Raw genomic sequence first — 22,367 nt, forward strand, 5'->3', positions numbered from 1 at the left:
ATAAGCACCTCTTTCTCATATTTTTAATTCGATGAAAGTATACCATCCAAACCTTACTGTAATATTACTGTAAGCCTACAATTTTGTAGGGATTAAAAAACTCAGGGTAAAAGTTGTTCCGGCTCCTAACGTACTGTCCACTTCTATCGTGCCATTGTGCGATTCAACAATCATTTTTGCGAGAGGAAGACCAAGGCCAATGCCTTGCTTGTCTTTAGAAAAACGGCTCCGGTAAAACCTCTTGAATATATGGTGCAAATCCTCCGGCTGGATGCCGCTCCCATTGTCCTTTATGATAATCTGAACTACAGATGCAGACTTTTTCCATTCAATCCAGACAAAATTCCCCTTTTCTGTGTGGTCAAAGGCATTTTTCACAATATTTTCTACTGCCTCTATCATCCAGTCATGGTCACAAAGCAGTGAAATATGTTCATCCCCGGTCAGCACCAGTTCCTTCTCTTCCTGCTTAGCACGGTATGCAAAGTGCAGTTCCACTTCTCCCATCATATCCGCCACATTTTCCGAGGTCTTTTCAAATACAATGGAACCGGCATCCAGCTTCGTAATCTTCAGCAGATTCTGTACCAGCGTTTCGATCCGGTCAAGTTCTTTTTCTGACAGTGCCGCAAACTCCTGAATTTGCGGCAGTTCTTCCGTTTCCCCCTGCAGAAGTCCGTTATAAATATTCAATGCCGCAAGAGGAGTTTTCAGCTGATGGGAAATATCCGATATGGTATTTTTCAAAAACTGTTTCGATTTTCTCTCATTTTCTACATTTGCGTCCAGAATGGCAGCCAGAGAATTTACCTCATGGAACAGCCGGTACATTTCCCCTTCTTCATCACATTCTATCCTCGTCTCCCTGTTACCGGAAATGTATTCTGTGATCTGAGCCACTGCATTTTCCATAATTTCATTCTGTTCTTTAAAGTATCCATAACAGGCTGCCATAATCGCAATACACATGAACAAAGCGCATAACAGAATATAAAGTGCTGCATTGTTAAGTTCAAACATCATGAATGACACGGAAACCACGATAAATATCAGCATACAAACCATAATTTTATAAAATAAAGCCTTAATTTTTCTGTTTGCCAGTATTTTCATGATGCACCTCATTCAGCCGTGTTCCACTTATAACCCATGCGACGGACGGTCACGATCCTTTTGGGCTTACCCGGATCATCTTCAATCTTTGTCCGCAGTCTGCGTATATATACCGTAAGGGAATTATTGTCTATATAGTTTTCATCACAGTCCCATAACCGATTTAGAATCTGCTCCGGGGAAAGAACCTCATCTGGATTTTCCATGAATAAACATAACAATTTATACTCTCTCGCCGTTAATTCGACCTGCACATTATTTTTATATACTTCTCCTTTCAGAAGCTGAACCCTTATACCGTTAGAATTCAATTCCGTATCCGCCTGATTAAAATTATCGCTCCTTCTAAGCAGGGCATTGATTCGCGACATAAACACCGCCAGCTTGAACGGTTTTGTGATATAGTCATCGCCGCCGATATCCAGCCCCATGATAATATCTGTTTCTTCATCCATAGCGGTCAGAAACATAATCGGCACTTTCGAGGCCTGCCGTATTCTTTTACATATGTCAAATCCAGAACCATCCGGCAGGGATACATCCAAAATCACTAAATCATATGCTCCGTTTTCCCATAACCGGTCCGCTTCATCTTTGGTATGTGCAACATCTAGCATATATCCCTGCTTTTTCACGGCAAAGGATAAGCCATTTATTAAACTCAAATCATCCTCAACTAATAAAATCCATTTCATTTATTTTCACCATCCTTTTATCAGCTGCTTAATCTCCTTAGAAATAACTCCTGAGCTTCTTTATACACTTCCATTTCACTTACAGCCACAACTTATTTTACCTCTATAAGCATATTATCTCAACTCTATCATCGACAATACAAGAAAACTGCCACCGACAGTTTTTCTGTATAGTGCGGCATACAAAAGAGCCGATAGACACACCTGTTCCCAGATACCTGCTACCAACTCTTATTTTTCCTATAAACCTGTAGCCGCCACCCTTATCTATTACCTTTCTCTGAATACTCAATAAAACATTATGTATGCGGCAATGCCAGCGGCTTTGGTCATTCAACCTTAAGTGACAGACTTCCAGTGAAATCATCACCTTTGAGAACGATAAAATTATCTCCGGCATTAAAAGTAAACTCGTAAACGTCCTCGGCAGTCACTTCCGCAATCATATGTTCTTCCTTATCTCCCAAAATGATATGCTCATCTGTACTTCCGAGCCAATAAAGGGCAGCCGTACCGGATTTAATATTAAGTGAATAAGTCACTTTCAGTGTGCTGCCATTTTCACGTTCCATCGAAGTACCGCCGAAGATATATTTTTCCCCGTTAAATCGGGTGTACTCAGCTTCATAACTTCCAACATAATCATCAATACCGAGTTCCCGTTTGCCTTTTAAGCTTTTGTCCCTAGTGAGGGAGTATCGGCTGATAGAACTCATCCAGTCATTAAATTCATTTTTAATACCATCTTTCAGTTCATGAAGCTCACTTTTAATACCGTCTTTATTATCTTCATACTCCCTAATGATACCGCGGGCCAAATCCATGCCGCACCCCGTAAGGCTTGTCGTCAATGCCGCCAGGAGCAGCAATCCGGAAATCAATTTACGCAGCATAACAGTTCCTCCTTAATTTGTTAATCGGTCACAAACCTATTAACTACATTCTTGGTAAATCCCATCCTTTATTATTCCTGTTCTGTCTCCGTCCACTAGACTTCTCTTTCTAATTCAATGTTAACAACTTAGTAGTGGTATGGTATCAAGAGCGAGAATACAGCATTAAATTGACAGAAATATAACAAAAAGTATATTGGGTGAGATAAAAAAGGGCAGACTTCCCCCTTGGTGCTAGAAGCAAATTTTAAAAATATTTCTCTGACGCCATGGAGCATAGAACCGCGGGACATCACCACCTTTCAGAAATGATAGTTAGTGTGTTGCCTTGTTATTGTAATGATGCTTTACCTTTCTGGGAATATCACGTGGATTTGACTCTTTGCATCCTTTTTTATCCCGTACCCGATGTGATACGGCAAAACAAAAGATGTCCCGGATTATGGTAAATTTTTCGGCAGGTGTCTCAGAATCCATATATTCTGGAAGCCGACGGCTCAGGCAGCCGACGAGCTCATTTATATTTGTCATGTACCTGTGCTTATTGTTTTTCTGGTTAATGGTACGGTCGATGATCCCGTCCGTTTCCTTCTTAATAGCAAGGGTGAGGTTCGCAAGCAGAATGGAGATCCAGAATTCCTGAAGGATCGAATTTTCGGAATAACCGCGAAAGTCCGTAAGCCCTATTTTTTCCTTAATCAGCTTATAATCTTCTTCCACTGGCCATCTAAGAAAGTAGCACTGGCGGAACAGACCTTGATCCAGGCCAAAATCATTTGTGATCAGTGTTTCCAGTGTCTCGCCTGGAAGATAGAACTTTAGGACGCGGACTTTCCTGTCATCCAAAACGAGAATGTGGTCGGTGATCCCATACTGGTCTGCCGGTGCGGGAAGCGCATCAATCGCATTGTTAAATTTAGACCTGAGCCGGAAAAGATACCCTGCATGGATCGTGTCTTCGATATAAGCGATCAATTCTTTGGAAGCATATCCCCTGTCGAAGACAAACATGGTGTATAATAAGCTTGCCCGTGCTTTGTTTTTGATATTGTCCATATGTCTCATGGCAAGTGTACGCTCATCCACATGGATTGGTTCGAACTGGGCATCAAGGACGCGGTCATTGAGAACGTCAAAAGCAACACTGGCAATGGCAGTGGGAGAGCTAGCACCTCTCCCGATGCTGCCATATTGATCAAGGAGAGCTTTCCGGTTGGGAAGCGGGATCTTAGAGCCGTCAATGGCTATGATCTGCCGTCCCCATACCCCCAGAAACCGCGCGTGGAAAGGAAGGGAATCCTGGCTGCAGAGGAAATCCAGCATGCGCTCAAAAGCTTCTTTGAAAATGGAATGGCTAATTTTAGAACGCGCTTTGCTGAAAGCCTGCTGTGAGCAGCTGACAGAGGGTGCTCCCGATTTCAGTTTAAGTTCATGAAAAAAACTATCCAAGGAGGCAGAGATTGTCTTTTTAACATTGCCGAGTAAAAGTTTAACCAAAGTCCAGTAAGGAAGTTTTCCGCAGTTACGGGTATAAGCGCCTTTTTGCCTGCGCGCCCTGTCCAGGGCATTTGGGTCAAGCAAAGTGTTGCAGATAATATCGGCGAGAATCTGAATGAGTTTCATAAATGCAGCTCCTTTCAAAAATGTACTATAATCAGGGGCTGCGCCGCAAATTTTGGTTATTTTGTCAATAGTAAATCTAATGAAAATATCAGGAAATTTTTGTGCAATATTTTGAGCTCACTCTTTAGAAAAACGATACAAAAAAGCACAGGAAAATCCTGTGCCGATGATAAGATGATATAAATTTTAAAATATCAAACACTATATATTGTGGTTGCTTTAGTTAGGTTGTTAACATTGCTTTCTAATTTTCTAAAAATATAATCTGTCAGCGACCAGACAACAGTAATAGCAACAAATAAAATACATAGCAATACTCCACCTACAATCAGGATGATTTTCCAAAAAATTTTTCTTAATACCGGCATATGTGTTTTATTTTTCATAATTTACTATAATATCTACGAGATTTTTATCTGTCTTTTCTACCCAGAACACCTTTGCTATTCGAGCCTCAAAACGATCCTCACGGGTCAAATAGCTACTCATTATGATGGCTGGCAATTTTGTAAAAGATGTCCTTATATAATCAAGTAGTTCAAAGCCTGTTCCGTCAGCCATCCGAATGTCAGAACATACCAGGGAAAAATCATCTGCCAAAAAAGCATTCTTGGCTTCCTGAACGCCAGAAGCTGTTGTAACAATATGCCCTCGTTCTCTTAATGCCTGTGCAAGAAGATTAAGAAAAAGAGTATCATCATCCACAATTAAAATTTTTCTTATACTCTCCAAAATTTACCCTCCAATACTTTTTTATAAATTGAACCATGCACAATACTGGTAAACTCACCATCCTATATGTTATTCCTATATTGAAAATGTACTGTGATGGGGCTGATTTCCGCAATCGTACCTACACGCATATTCGGTCCAAAAAGCCCGACACCCGAAGTCACAATCGTATGCATATGGTCCTTTTTCAGATTTTTTCAGATATCCATAGGAATTCTCCCACATAAGTGCTGTAATCAGATTTGCTGGAAACATCTGTCCATCGTGTGTATGACCACACAGATCAATGTCCACCCCGGCATCTGCCAATTCCTGGAGTTCCTTCGGTTCATGGTCAATCACAATAACCGGCTTTTCCGTATCAAGTTCCCCCATCAGTTCTGCAGCAGTTTTTCTCATATTAATCCCACGTCCGGGCCGCTGTGCATCTGGCCTGCCATACAGATAAAAACTGTCATCAATCAATACTGCTTCATCCTGTAACAAATGAATACCGGCTCTCTCCAAAAACTCATCCATCTGTATACTGCTCTCTTTCTTTTTGTTTCCCCCAAAAGTAAAACCTGCCAGTATTTTTTCCTCAACATCATGATTTCCATAACAGGCATAAACACCGTGCTTCGACTGAATTTTTTGCAATACGGCAATCAGTTCTTCCGGATCATCAAGAGCCTCGTATTCATTATCAAAAATATCGCCTGCAAATACCACAAGATCTGCATTCTGTTCATTGATCTTATCTACCATCTGCATCATGTGTGCAGTACCAATGTTGTAACCCAAATGCAAGTCAGCGGCTAATACCACATTTAAGTTTTCTAATCTTCCGCCGTCTTTATTGACAGTAATCTCATATGGTGTAACCTGGATGATACGGGCATTGTATGCTCCCCATGCACTAAGCACAAGAACAACCACTGCACAGATTCCTCCCGCCGCAGCGGTCCGGCATTTTAACCTCCGTTTCGTGATAAGGAAAAGCAGGAAACAAATCGCATCTGCCATTAGAACAGCCAAAATCAGATACAGCAGTATACCGAGCCAATAATTACTGATCAATTTCATAATCCTCCTAGCCGGCCCTATCGGCAGAAAAAACGCAATCAATAATGACGCTACCAGAAAAACATAGGCCAAGCTGATTGCAACACATATCCCTGTTTTTCTGAACAATGGATTGCATGTACCCAGCCATCTGTGAAGCCGAATCAGCAGATAGCTGTTTGCGATAATATAAATTGGTGACAAATAAACAGCAAGCATAATCTCTCCATACTTTTTTCACAACACTTAAACTTTTAGGATATATGTATCATTAACGGCATCTGGCAATTCCAATACCGAGATTCGGATTTTTGCCTGAATATATCAGATCCGCACAAAATATTAAGATTAGTACCAGGCATACTGGCGCAAGTATTTTTTTCGGTATGCGCCTGAATAGATGATCAAGAAGCGGTGCATAAAAGTATACGATCACCATCCCGCCAAAGCCAAAGGCCAGCAACCCTTCTACGCAGACTCTTCCATTAAGATTCAGAAAATAATCGCTGTAATCCCACCATCTCATTCCATCATACATCTGCTCCAGAAACCATGATATGTAATACTCAATACAGCCACATAGGAGAATGATAGCCAGAAATTCCAGCAGCGGCTTTTTGCGCAGCTTATGAAGTAGTGTCAGGATCAGTATACTCCCGGAACCATAAATAGGCAGCCACGGTCCATGAAGAAATCCGCGGTTCACAAAACTCCCATCCGAAATCAAATGAAGGCAGACCTCCCATAACCATCCTGTCAGGCTCATGGTGAAAAATATCATAACCATAGGCCAAAACGAATCATATTTGCCTTCACAGACATGTCCTATTTTTTCTATCATTGATTTCCACTTGTTTCTTTCTGTCATAATATTCCCCTGAAGTATTTTCCCGGTTTTTAAACCGGCCTCTTAAATAGAAACAAACTTTTCAAACGGAATATCAGACAAATGATCTGACACGATCTTATGGGCACTTAGATGAACCGTATCAACTAATTCCTGCAGCTTTTTCCTGGCAATAGAATCTTTAAACACATTCAAACTCTGCTTCGCTTCTTCGGCATATTTATCTATCATCCTCAACGTATATCCGAAGCCATCGGAAACACTGATTAATTCCGCTATTCGCTTGTCTGTCAATTCGCTATACAGACCATTTTTGATATCCATTGCAATTTGTTTCAGTTTGGCACCATTCCTGCAATCAGAAAATGAGTAAATAGCCGGGAGTGTATAATATCCGCACCAAAAATCATTATGTATGGTCTTCTTTGCTAGGTCATCTGTGGACACAAAATCCAACAGATCATCTCTCAGTTGAAACAGCAGACCAAATTTTTCTGCAAACCGTTCTGCTGCCAATACTTCACTGTCCTTACACTTACCTTCGTAAGCACCTGATCCACAAGCTATACTAAACATTGCCGAAGTCTTTCCCAGGATATTCTCAATATACTTCTCCTCTGTAATTTCCGTATTATAACGATTATCAAATTGGCTGACCTCCCCATCACACATGGTTTCCAATTTGTCAAACATCAAACCATACCAGGGCTTGTTCTTCAGACCAGTCCGTCTAATTGTAGAAAAAATCATAAAATCGCCAGCATAGACTGCCATCTCCTTTCCGAATTTTTTCTGCACGGATAATTGTCCCCTGCGGGTATCCGCTTCATCTATAATGTCATCATGGATCAGTGAAGCGGTATGGCATATTTCAATCACCGCCGCGACCTCTGTCGCATCAACAGCTTTCCCTTTGAGCCTCGCACATAAAAGTGTCAAAATCGGCCGTATCTGCTTTCCCCTTGCGTTCAGCACCCAATCCAGCATTTTCTGCATTGACTTATTGTTTGACCGGCATAAACGTTCTATATGCGTATTTACCATCTGCAGTTCAGTTTCAAGTCCTGGCACATCCTCAATATTTATCATAAAATTACTCCTCGTCTGGCAATGCTCCATAGAACAACCATCTTTTCTTGTACTTTACATTTTATGAAAGTATACCATCCATACCTTACTGTAATATTACTGTAAGGCTACAATTTTGTCGGAATAGAAAAATCCAGGGTGAATGTGGTGCTATTTTCGTAAGAGATTCGTCACTTTAAAAATAAATACAGTTGGCTGCTGCTTGATTTTTTCTATATTAGCTCTAATACAAGGTCCATCCAAGTTATATTTCTCTTAAACATAAAGGCAGAGACAATCACTCCAGTATGGAGCAACTGTCTCTGTATTATCATCTATCCCATAAACCAATCACCACTATTCACAATTTGCTTTTTTTCTAATTGTTGTAAGCAGATCCGAATCAGTCTTGTTACAGAATGTTCCTCCATAAAACTTTACGCTATGAATCACAAATGAATCCTCTGTCCCGGACATCAAAATAAACGGAATTTTCTTCCCACTTCTATGAAGCTGTTCCAGAAGTTCCAAACCTGTACCGCCCGGCATATTGTAATCCGAACAGATCAAATCAACTGATATGTTTTCAAGTAATTTCAATGCCTCATTCACACCACAAGCCTCATATATCTCAAACTGATTCCTTAGAACATGAGATAGCAGCCCTAAAAATGTAACGTCGTCCTCTACAATCAATATCTTTTTCAATATTTTTCCCTCTATTAGCGATAAATTAAACATTACTCTGAGTAAACACTCTGTACAGCAGATGGAAGTTCCGTATACTCCACTTCTTCCCAATTTACAACTCCACGAATTGGAGCTACCTCCAAGCGTAAGAAGGCGTCATCCTTGAGAATTTTACTTGTTTCAAAAGTAATATCTCGTTTCGTACTATTTTCATCATAGACTGTCAATGTGTAAGAATAATTCATCGCACCGTGCGGTTCAATTTCCTTTACCTTTGTGTTATCAATTTGTGTATAATAATCAGTGCCGCCAGTTCCTGCAAAAATGGCGATACCAATACAAAGGACAACCATAACCACTATCCCAACTCCGATTAATACATTCTTTTTGTTCATCCTATAACCTCCCTTAAATTATTTCATTTTTTTACTACGCATAGTCAACTTAAAACAAATCAGCATAACTGCTATGCCAATACACACTAATGTTTTTTTCATGAATACCACCCCATCTTTCGATCGCTTTTGCATTTTCATCCCTTTTATTCATCTAGATTACCAACCTCTTTTTCGCTCTGCTTTTTTTGGCTTCCTTTTTGCTTTTACATTGGGAAGTTTTGTAAACGGTAGATAACACGTACCTAGAATTCCGCCAAAAAATATGAGAGAATACTTCTAAAAGCAAACAGAGTATTCTCTCATAATTATTTCATTTTGTTTGTGTCTGTTTCCGACATCTTTCTGGAAGATTTGGCGACCAGGGGAGTAGGTCTTCACAGAAGCTTAGATCTGTGTCATCCATATGTTTGGGTATCTCTGTCAGTAGATATTCAAAATAGTCATATGGCTTTAGGCTGTTTGCTTTTGCTGTTTCTGCAATACTGTATATTATGGCACTGGATTTTGCACCGGCTATGGTGTCTATCATCACCCAGTTCTTCTTTCCTATGCAGAATCCCCGAATGGATTGCTCCGCAGCGTTATTATCCATCGGTACTTCGCCATCGTCCAGAAATACTTTCAGGTATTTCTCCTGGTTGATGGAATACTGGAATCCTTCCCAGGTCTTGCTTTTTTGCGGCACTTTTAAAAGATTTTCACGTACCCATGTGAAATAAGCCTCCACCAGAGGTCTCACGCTCAACTGGCGGCGGTCTTTTCGATCTTTTGCCGGGAGGTCTTTTAATTGCTTCTCTTCCCGGTAGATGGCCTGGATCATGGTCAGTGCCAGATATGCCCGGCTGTCTTTCTGCCTCGATTTGGGCAGCGCCTTTACAGCTTCGTCATACCTGCGCCGTGCATGTGACCAGCATCCGGCAACCCTCAGGTCCTCACGTTCTTTTTCCACTGTGTGGTAGACCTGGTATCCATCGGTAACACATATACCGTTGAAATCTTTCAGGAATTCCCGGGGATGGCTTGCATTCCGCGTTTTTTGGTATTCATACAGGACGATCTGCCTGCCGCTGTACATCTGGCTTGTGCGGTATACCCACATATAACTCTTGCTCCCTGCAGGGCGTCCGTCCTTGTTTACGGCCACAGGAGTCTCATCTGCCTGCAGTACATGATAATCATAAAGCTTTTTATGGAGGTAATCATAGAGTATTGCCAGATACCGCTCTGCACACTGAACCGTCCAGTACGCCATATCCTGTCTGGAGATCGCGATGCCATAACGTTCAAACTCTTTTTCCTGACGGTACAGGGGCAGCGCATTCACATATTTGGCATTCATCACCGCAGCTTCCAGGGATGGGGAAACAAGGCTCCCCTTCAAGAGATACCCGGGATGCCCTGCTTTGATGATCTTATCCTCGTTTTTCCCTGCATATACGGCCACATGGTGCTCTTCGACTTCTATTTTGGCCGGGGTAAAACGGTATCTGCGGTACACTTCATCGGGGAGCTGTTTCCATCCGGATTCGCCAAAGGTATCTGCAAGTTCTTCCGCTGTCATTGTATGCTCAACAACCACAACTGGAAGCCCTTCTAAATCCTGCTCCCGTTTTCCCTTTTTCTTCTGTATTTTTTTACGTGGAATCTCATCAGAACCAGTGCTCCCGGCACTTTCCCCGGCAACCGCTTCCGCCTCATTAAAGAATACAACCTTTCCATCTACCTCCATAAATGAGATCTGGTTCTCCACTTCATGCTTTTCAGAAGACCTGCCAAAACGCTGCCTTTTGGAATCCGCAAGCTGCTCCAAAACCAATTGAAGATTTTTATCTATATTTCTCAGTTGATTCTGTTGGGAGAGAAATAACTGGATGATCGTCTCCTTATCCATGTTTTCCAGTTTTTCTTCTGTGTACTCCGGTGCCATATGTTTCCCTCCCTCATTTTCTATATTTTCATTATATCAAACTTTGGAGGTTTTGGCGAATTCCGGTTTCTGCATTTCCCGTCAAAATGCCGATACGTAAGAACCCCTCAGAAGCGGATACGGAGACGGTATCTGAAGGGTTCCCTTAAAAGCCGTCTGGAGCAGTTCCAGTCCGGATGGCCGCCCTAAGGAGTATGCTGGAGCAAGCTTCCAGCAGCCATATATCCTTTCTTTACTGTCTGAAATAAGGCGTGTAAAATCTCTGTTTTGCACAATCTTACCCCATATATTCCGGCGGTCTTACTGCTTTTACGGATTTCTTGGGTGTGATCGTAAGGCCTTCCATTAACCAGCGGAACTGCTGCTGTGTCAATGACTTTACTTCTTCCGCGCTGCGCGGCCATTGGAACCTGCTTTCTGCCAGTCTTTTATATAGCAGGAGCCAGCCGTCACCTTCCCATACCAGTCCCTTGATACGGTCAGCACGTCTTCCGCAGAAAAGGTAAAGAGTGTCCGGTAAATATGGTTTATTACCCGTCTGGGTTTCAAGGATAGCCGCCAAACGGTCTATTCCTGATCGGAGATCTGTATATCCGCATACGATATAGACCGCCTGAAAGCAGGTCGCATCATTCAGCATTCCGGATCACCTCCAGGACTGCTGACAGAAGCTTCATGGAAGTGGTTTCAGCCACATGAATCGAACATCCTGCCAGTGAAATATCCAATCCTTGAAAAAGGACATCCGGAGCCGTCCGGGTCTGGCACAGGAATTGTGCATCTACTGGTACAATGTCCTGTAAGCCATTTTCTTTCGAAAGACCATTCAGATAAGCTTCCCTTACGCGGCGGAGCCGATAATAATAATTACCTTTTGTAATACCATTCTGGATACACCACTCTGTAATGCGCATTCCTTCCGGACGATTCTGGCAATCTTTGATCTGTGCAGCCCACTGTTGAAGACGATAGTGTTCAGCTATTGTTGTTGTTTTTGAATTCATAGACTTACCTCCATATACCGGTATCAAAAGTTAAGGCTTAACTTTTGATACTCATAATAGAAATATGTCTATTGTCACATATTTTGTGCCTTTAGTCGAGGTACTCGCTATCTACCGTTTACGAAGTTTTTCTGAATGTGTAAAAGCATTTAACAGTACAACAGAAAGCAACACCGTGAGAATTAATATGATGATTGCCGGAAAGGTCTGATAGGAAACAGTATCATATTCTACACCACAATACGGATCAAACAAAATCATTGCAGCCTTGATCGGAAACCAATTTAGCAAAGAGCCCTCAAAGGTTCCAAAATAACCATATACGAATGCGACAGCAACACCAATCAGGCTACTTCCAAAAAGAAATGTATTGATAATAATGAGTGGAAGTACCGAAAGGTAAATTAAAATATTTGTGGCTATGATCCGCCCCGTGGCGATCATAATGCTGTATGCTGACATTCCGGGGAAATGCAGGAGCAGATTCATAATAACAGCGAGCGCAGCGTTGATAAGGCTGAAAGCTATGGAGAGAAAAAAAAGAAGCTCAAATTTTCCAATCAACAGCTTTTTAAAGTCAACCGGAACCGTTAAAATTGATTTCAGAGTGTCGTCCGTTGTCTCCCTCGAAATAACAAAGGAGGAAACTGTCACAGGGGGAAACATTTCACTTAGAGGAAAAAGGTGAACTTGCTGAAATCAATACAGGATTAAACCATGCCAGTGACTATCTGGCAAAAAAGGATAATACGCGTGCTGAATGGATTCGTGGAATATCTCATGATATCCGTACGCCACTTTCTATGATTTTAGGTTATTCCAGTGAAATAGAAGATAACCCTGACTTACCAGCAGCAACCAGAAGACAGGCTGAAATCATACGAAAACAAAGTGAAAAGCTCCGTACATTGGTTGCAGATCTAAATTTAACAACAAAATTGGAATACTCTATGCAGCCCTTCCGCATAAAGCCGCTTGATCCTCTTGAACTGATCCGGCAGGTGATAAGCGAATTTCTAAATAACGGACTTCCGGAGGGCTATGAATTAGAACTGTCTGGAACTGACACAGATATAAAAACTTTCCTATACGGCGACAATTTCCTGCTTAACCGGATGCTGCACAATCTAATACAAAACAGCATCACACACAATCCTGGTGGATGTCAGATAACCGTTTCTGTAAAAATGGACAACAGAATCTGTACGTTTTGTGTCGCAGACTCTGGGTGCGGAATCAAGGAATCATACCTGGCATTACTGAATAACGATACCAGTATTCCCAGTTCCCAGACGGAAACAGCCGAAGCAGAACACGGATTGGGGCTTAAAATCGTAAGACAGATTGTAAAAGTACATTATGGAGATATCCAATTTTCAAACATTACACCTCATGGTCTGAAAACTGAAATTCACTTGCCTGATAAATTCAAAGGATAATTATAAAGCCCCAGAACAGCTTCAAATGCCGCCTGGGGCTTTTCATACGCTTTATTTCACCTCAAGTTTAGAGAGTTCTTGCTAATACTTTAACGGTTCTTTATAACTATTCCTCTCTTAAATCGCTGTAATTTCACAGTTATTAATTATCTCAACCAACCAGCGATATTAGTCGCCACGACAATACTGGCTACTATGCCAATTACCAGCGCATGTTTCTTCCATGTCAAACGTAGATATCCAACAAACTCACGTATTAAAGCATTTAGCGTAAAATACCATTTCGTTTTTGCCCCAAATCCAACACACTTTAACCCTTGCTGTTTTGCCAGAATTAATGCTCTGAACACATGATAAGCCGTTGTGACGATAACAATTTTAGGAGCCTCTTTATCAATCAATTTCCTTGAAAACAGTAAATTTTCTTCTGTTGATACAGATTTTTGTTCCATTATGATACGCTCTGCATCTACACCTTTACCTACTGCATATGCAGCCATAGCCACGCTCTCTGGAATATCCTCTCCAGGTCCCTGCCCACCGGACATAATCAATACAGCATTAGGATTGGAATACAGCAATTCCATTCCTCTTTCAATCCGGGCCGCAAGTAACGGTGTGACCTTCTTTCCAATGATTCCAGATCCCAGAACAACAATATAATCTGCATTTCTGTTCTTTTTCAGATGAATAAGGTTAAGAATTGCAGAAAGTGAATACATAGCCATCAATGATAATACATATACTGCCGAAAAACTGATGATAACATAGAGCATTGTACTTAATGTATTTTTTCTTAAATTGCCAATCATCGGCCAGACAGACAGGTAGACATATAACAAGATAGAGAACAGCATCGACAATAAATTTGACGGTTTCACTCCTTCATGTTTGATGACTTTTATTCCCTCGATGAAAAACATGACGATCAAAGCTGCCGGAAACATAAGCATACAGCCTATCGCCAAAACAAACAGGAGAATCAGTATTCCAATTACCACGTCATGTGCTGCCAGCCACCTGGAATATTCAGATAGAATAAAAAACAAGGAAATAGACAAACATATCATCATGAAGAAAAAAGAAACCCCGCTCCATAACGTTCTGGGTTCACGTGCCATTATTCCTGCAAATATACAAAATAATATGAAAAATATAAAAAATGTAAATTGCCACATAGATGCCTCCTATAAAAACGAACATTTTCTATACAAACTGAAAGACTTATATAATGACTTCAATGAGATTTACAGCTATTATCATTGTTAACATCTGTTTGGTCTTTCAGTTGCTATTCAATCCCGGACAGTAGAATTTTACCATAATCCATTGAATAATGCCACAGAATAGCCAAATTAGCGTTTTCCAGTTTATACTATATCCTCAAAACAGTTTATTATAAAAGAATTGACCCCATAATCAGACCTCAAACCCCACTGAACTCCAGATTCTCTGAGCGTCTGCAACCCGCAATGCCCTGGATCTCTTTCCAGAATGCCTCGTAGATTTGATCTTTCTCTAATCAGTCTCCCCTCCTGCAATCCTCTCCGCTTCCTCCAGCGGAAAGTTCGGTATCTCCTCCAGCAGTTTCAACGCTATCTCTTGCTTCAAATCCTCATCCACGTAACTCTTTACACTGCCGTCCGACTGCTTCTCTTCCACTGTGGCAAGCTCTGTCATATAATCATCGTAATATGCCATAATCTTTTCTGTTGCCCATTTCTCCCCGGCAACAGCTGCTTTGATAATTTCATAAGTCAATGAATTCTGCTGTTCTTCCATGCCTGTACCTCCAAGTTGATATACTGCTTACAGCATACCATATCTGTGCGAAAAAAGCACCCGCCAGTCTTTGCTGACAGATGCTCTCACTCCCCAAGTAGGTATTCATAATCTGCTTTTTCCTTGGGAACCACACGCTTTGGGATTTTGTCCATTTCTTCTTTATACGCTGAAAAAATCCAACATCCATCAAAGTGTGCAGAAAATCCTTTCCCTTTGCCTTATCGCTTCTCTCCCGGAATTCTTCTCCATAGTCCTTTTCGTATACTTCATTTTCCATGTTTCGCACCCTTTCCTGTAGAACAATTTACCACTACGGGTAGGATGTTACCATAGATTTCTTATTATTCGTTGTCATGAAAGATAACTTTCTAGGTCTATATTGATAAGTTTTTCAAACGCATCATATGATGATAGTTTTATTTTACATTCCCATCAAAAAAAAGAAAAGCAACAAACATTTTGTCTGTTGCTCCCTCTATCAACCGGAAGTTGTCATTCTATAAGTTCCGATGACAAACCTTTCATCATATCATTGTATACTGAACTCCCATCAAGAATGGTTCCAAATGTATCAACCCAGAATGGTATATAGTCACATCTATTTGTTACCATCTGCGAACCAATATTCGTTATAGAAGCAGAATAGAATGGAATAATATTTCGTGTCAGTAATTCTTTGGTCAATCCCTTCACTAAATACGTTCCCAATCGGGCATTTCTATATTCTTCCATAATATCTATACCTCTTTCCCAAAAACTGATTAGCTGCTTGCGCTTTCATATCTGTGTACGCCATATGTCCAAAAAGACAAGGCAAAAAACGTAAAAATGCACACGATCGCCACCCCGAAAAGGAATCCTTTTGCCGACAAAACCCCTGTTACTGCCTGCGTTGGCAGCGTCGCTATGATTCCGTACGGCAATACACAATAAAAAACAAACTTATAGATTCCATAAAAAGCGATCCCCGGTATTTTCAGACACAAATCCACAGCCGTATTCTCTATTTTCATCAGATTATCTACAGAGAACACAAAAAAGGCAAAACACCGTATCAAAAGCTCCATATCGTAGTACAGTATGGTCATCAGCAAAACCAGAAACAAATATCCAATGATATTCGCATACGAAAGATTCGCGCCGCTTTCTCTCACCCCATATAAGGCGATGCAGGCGCTGAAGATCAGAAGCGGTATGGCGCCCGGATCTACTTTTTCAAAGGTGATCCGTAATAGTGGATTCACTGGTTTGGTCAGATATAAATCCAGTTCTCCTGTCTGTATTTTCTCCGGTATGGAAATCACCCCAAAAAAGCAAATGGTCATGTTCAGGGCATCAATCAGGGAGAATGTTCCAATAAAAATAAGGATTTCCCCATGCCCCCATCCACGGATACTGTCCACATGCCCATAAATTGCCTTGAAAGCGAAAAGCTGAACCAGAAAATAACTGGTATTAATGAAAAACGGTGCAAAGAATCCCAACCGGAAGGTCATGATATGGGATAATCTGAATTTGATCAGTTCTGATATAAATTTTAAATTATGTTTCATATTCCTGCTCCATCATATTTGATTCGATCATGTTCATAAGTTACCTGATTTAAAACAAGAAAGACCATGCACCACACACCTAAGACGATTAAGCCTGTGACTGCCTCCTCCTCACATTTCCCTATAAACAGCATACTGGGAAGATATGTGACATAATAGAAAGGCAGAAATCTCATGCCTGCTGTCATCCATTCCGGTAAAAGCGCAAGGGGAATCACCGCCCCGGTCACAAATGCGGAAAGGTTATCTTTTATCATGAGAAAGATGCTGATCTCCTTAAATTTCAAGGTCAAAATCCCAAGAAAGTAATTGAGCAGCGCCATAAACAACAGTCCTAAAACAACCATGATACTTCCGCATAACAGGATCTTTATATTGGCTGTATGCACAAATGGAATCCGGAACAAATAAAACCACAGAAACGTTGCTAAAAAACCAATGCCCGCAGAAAACGCAATCTTCCCTGCTTCCATCGCCACAAAATACCCCTGTGTCTGTACCGGTATCACCATATATTTTGAAAAGGTACCATTTCTCAGCATACCGGTCATCTGCCGACTGATCTCCGCAGATTTTTCCAACTGGAATAAATAGGAGCTTATGATATAGTAAGAAATCATAGCCTGAAATCCCAAGCCCCCGATCTGCTCTTTACCCTCAAACAGAATACTCCATAAGATCCATGCAAACAGTATCTTCGCCACTGCCAGAATCACGTCTACTAAGGTATCCGACCTCCAGATCAGCTGTGCTTTCATGTATGCCTTGGCAATTTCTAAATATTTCTTCATGTCCTATACCTCCTTATAGATACGCTCCACGACTGAGCCTATTTCTTCTTCCTCAATTCCAATATCCCGGATCGGATAATGACCGATATAAGATTCCAGAACTTTTTCTGCGTTCTGTTTTGGTATTTCAAGTACCAGTTTGTCATTCGCTTTTTCCAATACTCTGCAATCATCCGACACATCAGGCTCTACACTGTGTTCAAAGTATATCGTCATTTTCTTACTCTTTTGATAATTTTCAAATAACATATCCGTACCGCCGTCATATATTTTTCTGCCGTGATTCACGACTATGGAACGTTTACACAATACCTTAATATCTTCCATATAATGCGAGGTAAGCAAAATGGTAGTTCCTCTTGACTCATTCACATCTTTTAAGAAAGTCCGGATCTGCTTACCTGCCACAGCATCCAGTCCTATGGTCGGTTCATCCAGAAACAATATTTTCGGATTATGAAGCAATGCAACGATCAGTTCCATCTTCATCCTTTCTCCCAACGATAGCGTTCTTACCTGTACATTCATCAGTTCCTGCACCTGAAACAGGTCCACAAAAAAATCCTTGTTTCTTTTATACTCGTCTTCCGGGATACCATATATTTCTTTAAACAGCCGCAGCGTGTCCTCCGTTGTCAGTTCAAAAAACAGCTGGCTCTTTTGCCCCATAACCACCGCATACTGCTGCTTAAATGCTTTTTCCAATTTATTCGGATAAAATCCCATCACCTGTATCCTGCCGCTTGTCGGCGCAATAATCCCGGTCAACATCTTCACCAGGGTCGTTTTACCCGCTCCGTTCGGCCCGATCAGGCCTACAAACTCACCCTCATTTACATGAATATCAAAATCATCTACCGCAATTTTTTCTTCATATTTCCTGTGAAACAGACCCTTAATACTTCCGGCCAAACCCTCCTGCTTTTTATACCGCTTATACTTTTTCGTTAAATTCTCTGTCTCAATTATCTTCATCTTGAAAACCTCCAGTTTAAATATTCAATGAAAAACATAAAAAAATGTGGTTTCTGCCTATCATTACATAGACTGAAACCACAGATGTATATATCTTAAGATGATGAAAAAAGCAAAACATCCCCATAAAAGGAAAGCAGCAATGACCTGAAAAATGCAGCCCATTTGCTCGCAGAAACAAAAAAGCATGACACCACAGTCATACTTTTCCCGCTTTCTTATCCATCATAACAAGACAATTATTCCCGGTGTATGCAGTATTCTGTAAGGCAGAAACAACCGGCATTCAATAATGCCAAAAAGGGTAACACAAATAAAGCACTCTATTCCGTGCTTACCCTCTTATAAAATTTAGTTGTCCTTTGTCATTACAGAAACAATTAACATCCACATACCTGCTCTTTCTTGAAATATGGTCTTATATTAGCTTATAACTTTGTCAATGTCAAGCATTTTAGCCTGGATACATATTTTTTATCCGGATTTGGAGAGGCGCTGATTTTTCCTCAATACAAAATAGGAATCATACTTTGTTCCATCATGCCCTATCAGCTTTTCCTCTGAGCGTATAAATCCTAAATTTTTCAACGCCACAATACGTTCTGCCGCAGAGGGAAGCGCTTTCGTAGCGATCTTATCGCAATGAAACAGGCTATATGCAGGTTCCATTATCAATCTTAATATTTTTATAATCTCGCTTGTCATTTCATAATCACTGCGAATGTCCAGCCTGAGCAAACCGCAGTTTGTAAAATAATCATCGGCGTCTCTGCGGAAAAGCTCTATTGTTCCAATTGCTTCATCAGTTGCTTTTGACACAATTGTCCACCTCACAAATCCTTCTCTATTGTACTCGAAAAGCCAGTAATCAATCGCCTGTTTCATTCTGCTTTCCGTTGTATAATAGAAATCATCTCCGCCACAATTATCACTATTAAAAAAGGGGACAGCCCTTTTATCAGAATAAACCTTTAATAAATCCATTCTATCCTCTTGGCAAACCATTCTCACATGATAGTCCTCATTCTCATATTCAGGACAATTTTTATAAACATCCACCATTCTGATCCTCCTCCGTAAATTTCGTCTTTTCATCTCTATCTATGGCAACATCCTTAGTTCTGACTGGAAATACTGCTCCTGAAATTTTTCCAATTCTACAAGCCAGAAAAGCTAAAACTCATATCTTGTCCCATGTGAGAGTAACAGTCCATCTGTTAATTCTACACATAGAATTATCGTATTTTCATCATCAAAATTGTTATGTCCGTTATCAATCCATTCAGCAAAGACATTTTTCAGTTTTTCAGCAATCATACAATTCCCTTTTTTCCAAAATAACCCCAATTGCTGCCCTTTCCATATGCCGTAAACCGCTCACCAGCTATTGCAACAGCAGGATTGTTTTCTATATGTTTGATTTTATTTGAAAGTGCATATGTAATAATATAAAATGCACCGTTCTCATAGTAGGCATTTACATATCACACATAAGGCACCTCCTTTTCAATGGTTGCCAACGCAATAACAGTGTCTTTTCCAAAACGTTCCATCATTATTTTTTTAGCTTCTCGGCTCATTTTTTTCATTAATTCGTTCTCCTTTGCAACTTTTCATTTAACTGTTTAGCAGCTTCGTTAAATCTTCAAAAGAAACATCCATTTTTACAGACACTTCATCTATGGTCATACCAGAAGCAAGGAAACGCTTTATAACTATTTTCATATTTTCTCCAACTTCTATGATATGTCCGTCCAAATCATAAAATCGAATGACACGTTGCCCCCAACTGTGTTCAATTACCTCACCCAAACACTCAATATTCGGATATTTTTTTAGTTTATGTAAGAAACTGTCAAAGTCCTGTTCCTCAAAACATAATTCCACATTGTTAGATTTTCTTAATATGCTTTCTTTTGGTAAATGAACAAGCCAGTCAAAGTCCTGCTGTAAAGCTAAACCGCAGGTAAAAGCTATATTTCTTCCATAATCCTGAAATACTTCCAATCCGAATAAATCCTCATAAAACTTTCTTGCAGCTTTGATGTCTGCTACCGATATAACCGTACAATTGTATTTCATGTAAGTTTTCCTTTCTTAGAGATTATTTTTTCTTCCGGAGCTTTAGTTCAATATTCTTTCGCTTTGCTGCGTTTTGAAACACCCCCGCAGCATAAGAACTTTTTTCTTTGAGTGTCAATCTTTCCAGTTCCGAATTACCCTTGATTTGCAAAAGTATCTCATTTATTTCCTGCAATTCCAAAAGATTGACCCCCACACAAAAAAGAGTCTTTTTCCTGCCATCGTTATAGTTGGCTAACAGTAAATTCAATAATTCCGTCTTTTCTGTCTGCTCCGCATTGTATGCTTCGATCCCTATCTCTCTTGCTTTTTTCAAATCAGCTTTTCGGTTACTGTGTGTAATGAATGAATCAAATTCATCTATATGCTCATACTTCTCACAGGGGTACTCTCTGCACCGAAAACAATATTCCACACCATCATGTTCTAAACTACACTTTGCAATTTTGCAGGATTGATTCCCCTCTCCGCCACCGCAGCCGGGACAATACTTATTTAAGTGCATAGGACATAATCCGCAGTTCAAACCACAAAGAGAAAATAGCTGATTGTCCCTATGGAAACCTTTCATACGCTGTACCTCAAATCTCAAATTTTAATCTGGCAGACTAAAAATCTACACAAATTGTTTTATTAAGTTCAACCATTCCTTATTCATATTCAATTCCCTCTCAAATTCGAATTTATGAATCCTTTTCTTCGTAAGGCTTATTCCAAGAACCTATCTCTATTAAATTACCTTCAGGATCAGCAATATAACAAGTTCTCTGTCCCCAAGGTTCAAGTTCCGGTTCCAGTACAGGAGTAGCACCGTTTTCTACAGCTTTACTAAATGCTTTATCAACTTCTTCAAATGTATCAACATAAAGTGCCATTTCAAAATGACCGTTGAATCCTTTGATATAATCATATCTGCGATTGGTCATTTTTTCAAAGTCATTTCTGCCGTACAACAGAAACAACGTCCCATCTTTTACAAGATATACATTAGATGTATCTTCCGCTTCTTTAATCTCAAAGCCAAGTACATCTCTGTAAAAGCGAATCATTTTCGCCATATCTTCAACAAATAATCCAAAACCGTCCAATCTCATAATACAATACCTCCAAATCCCGATTGTGATTTGATGTTTTTTAAGGGAAATATTAGCTGTTATATTTTGTTATTAAAATCTCGGCTAACCCTTGAAAATACTAAGTTTATCGCAGATGAGCTTTCCCTTATTGTTTCCCTTGTATTATATCTTCCCACAGGGCATTACGAACCCTGATAAGGGAAAAAATAAGGGAAACAAAATCACATAAAACATTATAACACAAAATATACGGGAATTGGTAAACTGATTGAAATGCTTTCAAAAAATCAATGAAAAGAGGACAGATTAAATATGAATATGATTTATGCAACATACAATATCCTCCATAACAGCATTGACGTATACACTTATGCAGGTTATTTCTTGCGGATAGACTGTAATAAAGCGGAAGAAGGATTGAAAACTACTCCCTGCTCTAAATGTGCCTTAAATGCTCTGGCAATAGATGAGCCGCTTGAATACGCAAGACTGTATCTTGAAGGGAATATGCAAATGTGGATGGATGCGGAGGATTCATTGGAATTATGGTAATGTCTATAATAATTGTATTGATATGCTCAATATTTGTATAGTGTAGCTGTTTAATTAACAATTTGAAGCGGATTAACCGA

The 22,367-nt window shown here is 40.2% G+C and carries 27 protein-coding genes and 1 pseudogene; 2 read left to right on the forward strand and 26 right to left on the reverse strand.

All coding sequences use genetic code 11. The features are described 5' to 3' along the window. Positions 1 to 75: 75 nt before the first annotated feature. The 14 genes from AC6I3O_RS17605 to AC6I3O_RS17670 all read right to left on the reverse strand — a co-directional run bounded on the left by AC6I3O_RS17605 (position 76) and on the right by AC6I3O_RS17670 (position 12,700). The gene (locus tag AC6I3O_RS17605; RefSeq protein WP_497851997.1) at positions 76 to 1,113 is read right to left on the reverse strand and encodes a sensor histidine kinase; all 1,038 of its coding nucleotides are present in this window, start codon (positions 1,111 to 1,113) and stop codon (positions 76 to 78) included. 8 nt (positions 1,114 to 1,121) lie between these two features. Further along, entirely contained in the window at positions 1,122 to 1,808 is a 687-nt protein-coding gene (locus AC6I3O_RS17610; RefSeq protein ID WP_172495663.1) for a response regulator transcription factor, read from the reverse strand. A 329-nt stretch (positions 1,809 to 2,137) separates the two neighbouring features. Continuing rightward, complete coding sequence (locus tag AC6I3O_RS17615; protein ID WP_115624811.1) at positions 2,138 to 2,701, reverse strand: hypothetical protein; 564 nt, start codon at positions 2,699 to 2,701, stop codon at positions 2,138 to 2,140. A gap of 315 nt (positions 2,702 to 3,016) precedes the next feature. Then, positions 3,017 to 4,324, reverse strand: a complete 1,308-nt coding sequence (locus AC6I3O_RS17620) for an IS4 family transposase (protein WP_497850542.1) — start codon at positions 4,322 to 4,324, stop codon at positions 3,017 to 3,019. Between the two features lie 375 nt (positions 4,325 to 4,699). Further along, on the reverse strand, positions 4,700 to 5,056 hold the full coding sequence (locus AC6I3O_RS17625; protein ID WP_162209474.1) for a response regulator: 357 nt from the start codon (positions 5,054 to 5,056) through the stop codon (positions 4,700 to 4,702). A gap of 75 nt (positions 5,057 to 5,131) precedes the next feature. Then, entirely contained in the window at positions 5,132 to 6,121 is a 990-nt protein-coding gene (locus tag AC6I3O_RS17630; protein ID WP_322255268.1) for a metallophosphoesterase, read from the reverse strand. Positions 6,122 to 6,371: 250 nt separating this feature from the next. After that, positions 6,372 to 6,968: a putative ABC transporter permease gene (locus AC6I3O_RS17635; RefSeq protein WP_115624809.1), complete on the reverse strand. Its 597-nt coding sequence runs from the start codon at positions 6,966 to 6,968 to the stop codon at positions 6,372 to 6,374. 42 nt (positions 6,969 to 7,010) lie between these two features. Continuing rightward, positions 7,011 to 8,036 (reverse strand): polyprenyl synthetase family protein, encoded by a 1,026-nt coding sequence (locus tag AC6I3O_RS17640; protein WP_497851998.1) that lies wholly within the window; start codon positions 8,034 to 8,036, stop codon positions 7,011 to 7,013. 336 nt (positions 8,037 to 8,372) lie between these two features. Beyond that, the gene (locus AC6I3O_RS17645; protein WP_115624807.1) at positions 8,373 to 8,723 is read right to left on the reverse strand and encodes a response regulator; all 351 of its coding nucleotides are present in this window, start codon (positions 8,721 to 8,723) and stop codon (positions 8,373 to 8,375) included. Between the two features lie 32 nt (positions 8,724 to 8,755). After that, positions 8,756 to 9,100, reverse strand: a complete 345-nt coding sequence (locus AC6I3O_RS17650; RefSeq protein WP_172496531.1) for a YxeA family protein — start codon at positions 9,098 to 9,100, stop codon at positions 8,756 to 8,758. 313 nt (positions 9,101 to 9,413) lie between these two features. Further along, the gene (gene tnpC, locus AC6I3O_RS17655; protein ID WP_497850691.1) at positions 9,414 to 11,030 is read right to left on the reverse strand and encodes an IS66 family transposase; all 1,617 of its coding nucleotides are present in this window, start codon (positions 11,028 to 11,030) and stop codon (positions 9,414 to 9,416) included. Positions 11,031 to 11,307: 277 nt separating this feature from the next. Next, entirely contained in the window at positions 11,308 to 11,670 is a 363-nt protein-coding gene (gene tnpB, locus AC6I3O_RS17660; protein WP_497850690.1) for an IS66 family insertion sequence element accessory protein TnpB, read from the reverse strand. Continuing rightward, positions 11,660 to 12,034 (reverse strand): IS66 family insertion sequence element accessory protein TnpA, encoded by a 375-nt coding sequence (locus AC6I3O_RS17665; protein WP_497850689.1) that lies wholly within the window; start codon positions 12,032 to 12,034, stop codon positions 11,660 to 11,662. Before AC6I3O_RS17665 ends, tnpB begins: the two co-directional genes overlap by 11 nt. 111 nt (positions 12,035 to 12,145) lie before the next feature. Beyond that, complete coding sequence (locus AC6I3O_RS17670; protein WP_497851999.1) at positions 12,146 to 12,700, reverse strand: ABC transporter permease; 555 nt, start codon at positions 12,698 to 12,700, stop codon at positions 12,146 to 12,148. A 98-nt stretch (positions 12,701 to 12,798) separates the two neighbouring features. Here AC6I3O_RS17670 and AC6I3O_RS17675 point away from each other — a divergent pair, with 98 nt between their 5' ends. After that, entirely contained in the window at positions 12,799 to 13,473 is a 675-nt protein-coding gene (locus tag AC6I3O_RS17675; RefSeq protein WP_497853507.1) for a sensor histidine kinase, read from the forward strand. A gap of 146 nt (positions 13,474 to 13,619) precedes the next feature. Here the strand turns inward: AC6I3O_RS17675 and AC6I3O_RS17680 are convergent, their stop codons facing one another. From AC6I3O_RS17680 to AC6I3O_RS17735, 12 genes and pseudogenes are all read right to left on the reverse strand, one after another. Continuing rightward, positions 13,620 to 14,651 carry a YdcF family protein gene (locus AC6I3O_RS17680; protein ID WP_115624800.1) on the reverse strand — a complete coding sequence of 344 codons (1,032 nt, stop codon included), beginning with the start codon at positions 14,649 to 14,651 and terminating at the stop codon, positions 13,620 to 13,622. A 340-nt stretch (positions 14,652 to 14,991) separates the two neighbouring features. Further along, positions 14,992 to 15,255 (reverse strand): helix-turn-helix domain-containing protein, encoded by a 264-nt coding sequence (locus AC6I3O_RS17685; protein ID WP_150837359.1) that lies wholly within the window; start codon positions 15,253 to 15,255, stop codon positions 14,992 to 14,994. Then, positions 15,224 to 15,535: a hypothetical protein gene (locus tag AC6I3O_RS17690; RefSeq protein WP_497852000.1), complete on the reverse strand. Its 312-nt coding sequence runs from the start codon at positions 15,533 to 15,535 to the stop codon at positions 15,224 to 15,226. The genes AC6I3O_RS17685 and AC6I3O_RS17690 overlap by 32 nt, the downstream gene beginning before the upstream one ends. 215 nt (positions 15,536 to 15,750) lie before the next feature. Then, a complete protein-coding gene (locus AC6I3O_RS17695) occupies positions 15,751 to 15,990 on the reverse strand; it encodes a hypothetical protein (RefSeq protein ID WP_183080514.1) in 240 nt (79 codons plus the stop codon). Between the two features lie 29 nt (positions 15,991 to 16,019). Then, entirely contained in the window at positions 16,020 to 16,811 is a 792-nt protein-coding gene (locus tag AC6I3O_RS17700) for an ABC-2 family transporter protein (protein WP_497852001.1), read from the reverse strand. Beyond that, positions 16,808 to 17,602 carry an ABC transporter permease gene (locus AC6I3O_RS17705; protein WP_497852002.1) on the reverse strand — a complete coding sequence of 265 codons (795 nt, stop codon included), beginning with the start codon at positions 17,600 to 17,602 and terminating at the stop codon, positions 16,808 to 16,810. The genes AC6I3O_RS17700 and AC6I3O_RS17705 overlap by 4 nt, the downstream gene beginning before the upstream one ends. Positions 17,603 to 17,605: 3 nt before the next feature. Further along, entirely contained in the window at positions 17,606 to 18,577 is a 972-nt protein-coding gene (locus AC6I3O_RS17710; RefSeq protein WP_497852003.1) for an ABC transporter ATP-binding protein, read from the reverse strand. A 474-nt stretch (positions 18,578 to 19,051) separates the two neighbouring features. After that, entirely contained in the window at positions 19,052 to 19,639 is a 588-nt protein-coding gene (locus AC6I3O_RS17715; RefSeq protein ID WP_497852004.1) for a GNAT family N-acetyltransferase, read from the reverse strand. Positions 19,640 to 19,750: 111 nt separating this feature from the next. Next, positions 19,751 to 20,166 (reverse strand): annotated as a pseudogene (locus AC6I3O_RS17720) (pyridoxamine 5'-phosphate oxidase family protein). Positions 20,167 to 20,194: 28 nt separating this feature from the next. Continuing rightward, the gene (locus tag AC6I3O_RS17725; protein WP_497852005.1) at positions 20,195 to 20,659 is read right to left on the reverse strand and encodes a VOC family protein; all 465 of its coding nucleotides are present in this window, start codon (positions 20,657 to 20,659) and stop codon (positions 20,195 to 20,197) included. A 22-nt stretch (positions 20,660 to 20,681) separates the two neighbouring features. Then, on the reverse strand, positions 20,682 to 21,230 hold the full coding sequence (locus AC6I3O_RS17730) for a DUF3795 domain-containing protein (RefSeq protein WP_150837365.1): 549 nt from the start codon (positions 21,228 to 21,230) through the stop codon (positions 20,682 to 20,684). Between the two features lie 112 nt (positions 21,231 to 21,342). After that, positions 21,343 to 21,753, reverse strand: coding sequence for a VOC family protein (locus AC6I3O_RS17735; RefSeq protein WP_115624791.1), 411 nt, complete (start codon positions 21,751 to 21,753; stop codon positions 21,343 to 21,345). A gap of 294 nt (positions 21,754 to 22,047) precedes the next feature. Here AC6I3O_RS17735 and AC6I3O_RS17740 point away from each other — a divergent pair, with 294 nt between their 5' ends. Next, the gene (locus AC6I3O_RS17740) at positions 22,048 to 22,287 is read left to right on the forward strand and encodes a DUF6061 family protein (RefSeq protein WP_497852006.1); all 240 of its coding nucleotides are present in this window, start codon (positions 22,048 to 22,050) and stop codon (positions 22,285 to 22,287) included. Positions 22,288 to 22,367: the final 80 nt, after the last annotated feature.

This window comes from Sporofaciens sp. St.21A7 (assembly GCF_059728535.1).

What these genes read in the sequence shown, in the direction of transcription:
- AC6I3O_RS17605 (WP_497851997.1), bottom strand. Translation starts at nt 1,113, where the DNA reads ATGAAAATACTGGCAAACAGAAAAATTAAGGCTTTATTTTATAAAATT.
- AC6I3O_RS17610 (WP_172495663.1), bottom strand. Translation starts at nt 1,808, where the DNA reads ATGAAATGGATTTTATTAGTTGAGGATGATTTGAGTTTAATAAATGGC.
- AC6I3O_RS17615 (WP_115624811.1), bottom strand. Translation starts at nt 2,701, where the DNA reads ATGCTGCGTAAATTGATTTCCGGATTGCTGCTCCTGGCGGCATTGACG.
- AC6I3O_RS17620 (WP_497850542.1), bottom strand. Translation starts at nt 4,324, where the DNA reads ATGAAACTCATTCAGATTCTCGCCGATATTATCTGCAACACTTTGCTT.
- AC6I3O_RS17630 (WP_322255268.1), bottom strand. Translation starts at nt 6,121, where the DNA reads ATGAAATTGATCAGTAATTATTGGCTCGGTATACTGCTGTATCTGATT.
- AC6I3O_RS17635 (WP_115624809.1), bottom strand. Translation starts at nt 6,968, where the DNA reads ATGACAGAAAGAAACAAGTGGAAATCAATGATAGAAAAAATAGGACAT.
- AC6I3O_RS17640 (WP_497851998.1), bottom strand. Translation starts at nt 8,036, where the DNA reads ATGATAAATATTGAGGATGTGCCAGGACTTGAAACTGAACTGCAGATG.
- AC6I3O_RS17650 (WP_172496531.1), bottom strand. Translation starts at nt 9,100, where the DNA reads ATGAACAAAAAGAATGTATTAATCGGAGTTGGGATAGTGGTTATGGTT.
- tnpC (WP_497850691.1), bottom strand. Translation starts at nt 11,030, where the DNA reads ATGGCACCGGAGTACACAGAAGAAAAACTGGAAAACATGGATAAGGAG.
- tnpB (WP_497850690.1), bottom strand. Translation starts at nt 11,670, where the DNA reads ATGCTGAATGATGCGACCTGCTTTCAGGCGGTCTATATCGTATGCGGA.
- AC6I3O_RS17665 (WP_497850689.1), bottom strand. Translation starts at nt 12,034, where the DNA reads ATGAATTCAAAAACAACAACAATAGCTGAACACTATCGTCTTCAACAG.
- AC6I3O_RS17670 (WP_497851999.1), bottom strand. Translation starts at nt 12,700, where the DNA reads ATGTTTCCCCCTGTGACAGTTTCCTCCTTTGTTATTTCGAGGGAGACA.
- AC6I3O_RS17680 (WP_115624800.1), bottom strand. Translation starts at nt 14,651, where the DNA reads ATGTGGCAATTTACATTTTTTATATTTTTCATATTATTTTGTATATTT.
- AC6I3O_RS17685 (WP_150837359.1), bottom strand. Translation starts at nt 15,255, where the DNA reads ATGGAAGAACAGCAGAATTCATTGACTTATGAAATTATCAAAGCAGCT.
- AC6I3O_RS17690 (WP_497852000.1), bottom strand. Translation starts at nt 15,535, where the DNA reads ATGGAAAATGAAGTATACGAAAAGGACTATGGAGAAGAATTCCGGGAG.
- AC6I3O_RS17695 (WP_183080514.1), bottom strand. Translation starts at nt 15,990, where the DNA reads ATGGAAGAATATAGAAATGCCCGATTGGGAACGTATTTAGTGAAGGGA.
- AC6I3O_RS17700 (WP_497852001.1), bottom strand. Translation starts at nt 16,811, where the DNA reads ATGAAACATAATTTAAAATTTATATCAGAACTGATCAAATTCAGATTA.
- AC6I3O_RS17705 (WP_497852002.1), bottom strand. Translation starts at nt 17,602, where the DNA reads ATGAAGAAATATTTAGAAATTGCCAAGGCATACATGAAAGCACAGCTG.
- AC6I3O_RS17710 (WP_497852003.1), bottom strand. Translation starts at nt 18,577, where the DNA reads ATGAAGATAATTGAGACAGAGAATTTAACGAAAAAGTATAAGCGGTAT.
- AC6I3O_RS17715 (WP_497852004.1), bottom strand. Translation starts at nt 19,639, where the DNA reads ATGGTGGATGTTTATAAAAATTGTCCTGAATATGAGAATGAGGACTAT.
- AC6I3O_RS17725 (WP_497852005.1), bottom strand. Translation starts at nt 20,659, where the DNA reads ATGAAATACAATTGTACGGTTATATCGGTAGCAGACATCAAAGCTGCA.
- AC6I3O_RS17730 (WP_150837365.1), bottom strand. Translation starts at nt 21,230, where the DNA reads ATGAAAGGTTTCCATAGGGACAATCAGCTATTTTCTCTTTGTGGTTTG.
- AC6I3O_RS17735 (WP_115624791.1), bottom strand. Translation starts at nt 21,753, where the DNA reads ATGAGATTGGACGGTTTTGGATTATTTGTTGAAGATATGGCGAAAATG.
- AC6I3O_RS17740 (WP_497852006.1), top strand. Translation starts at nt 22,048, where the DNA reads ATGAATATGATTTATGCAACATACAATATCCTCCATAACAGCATTGAC.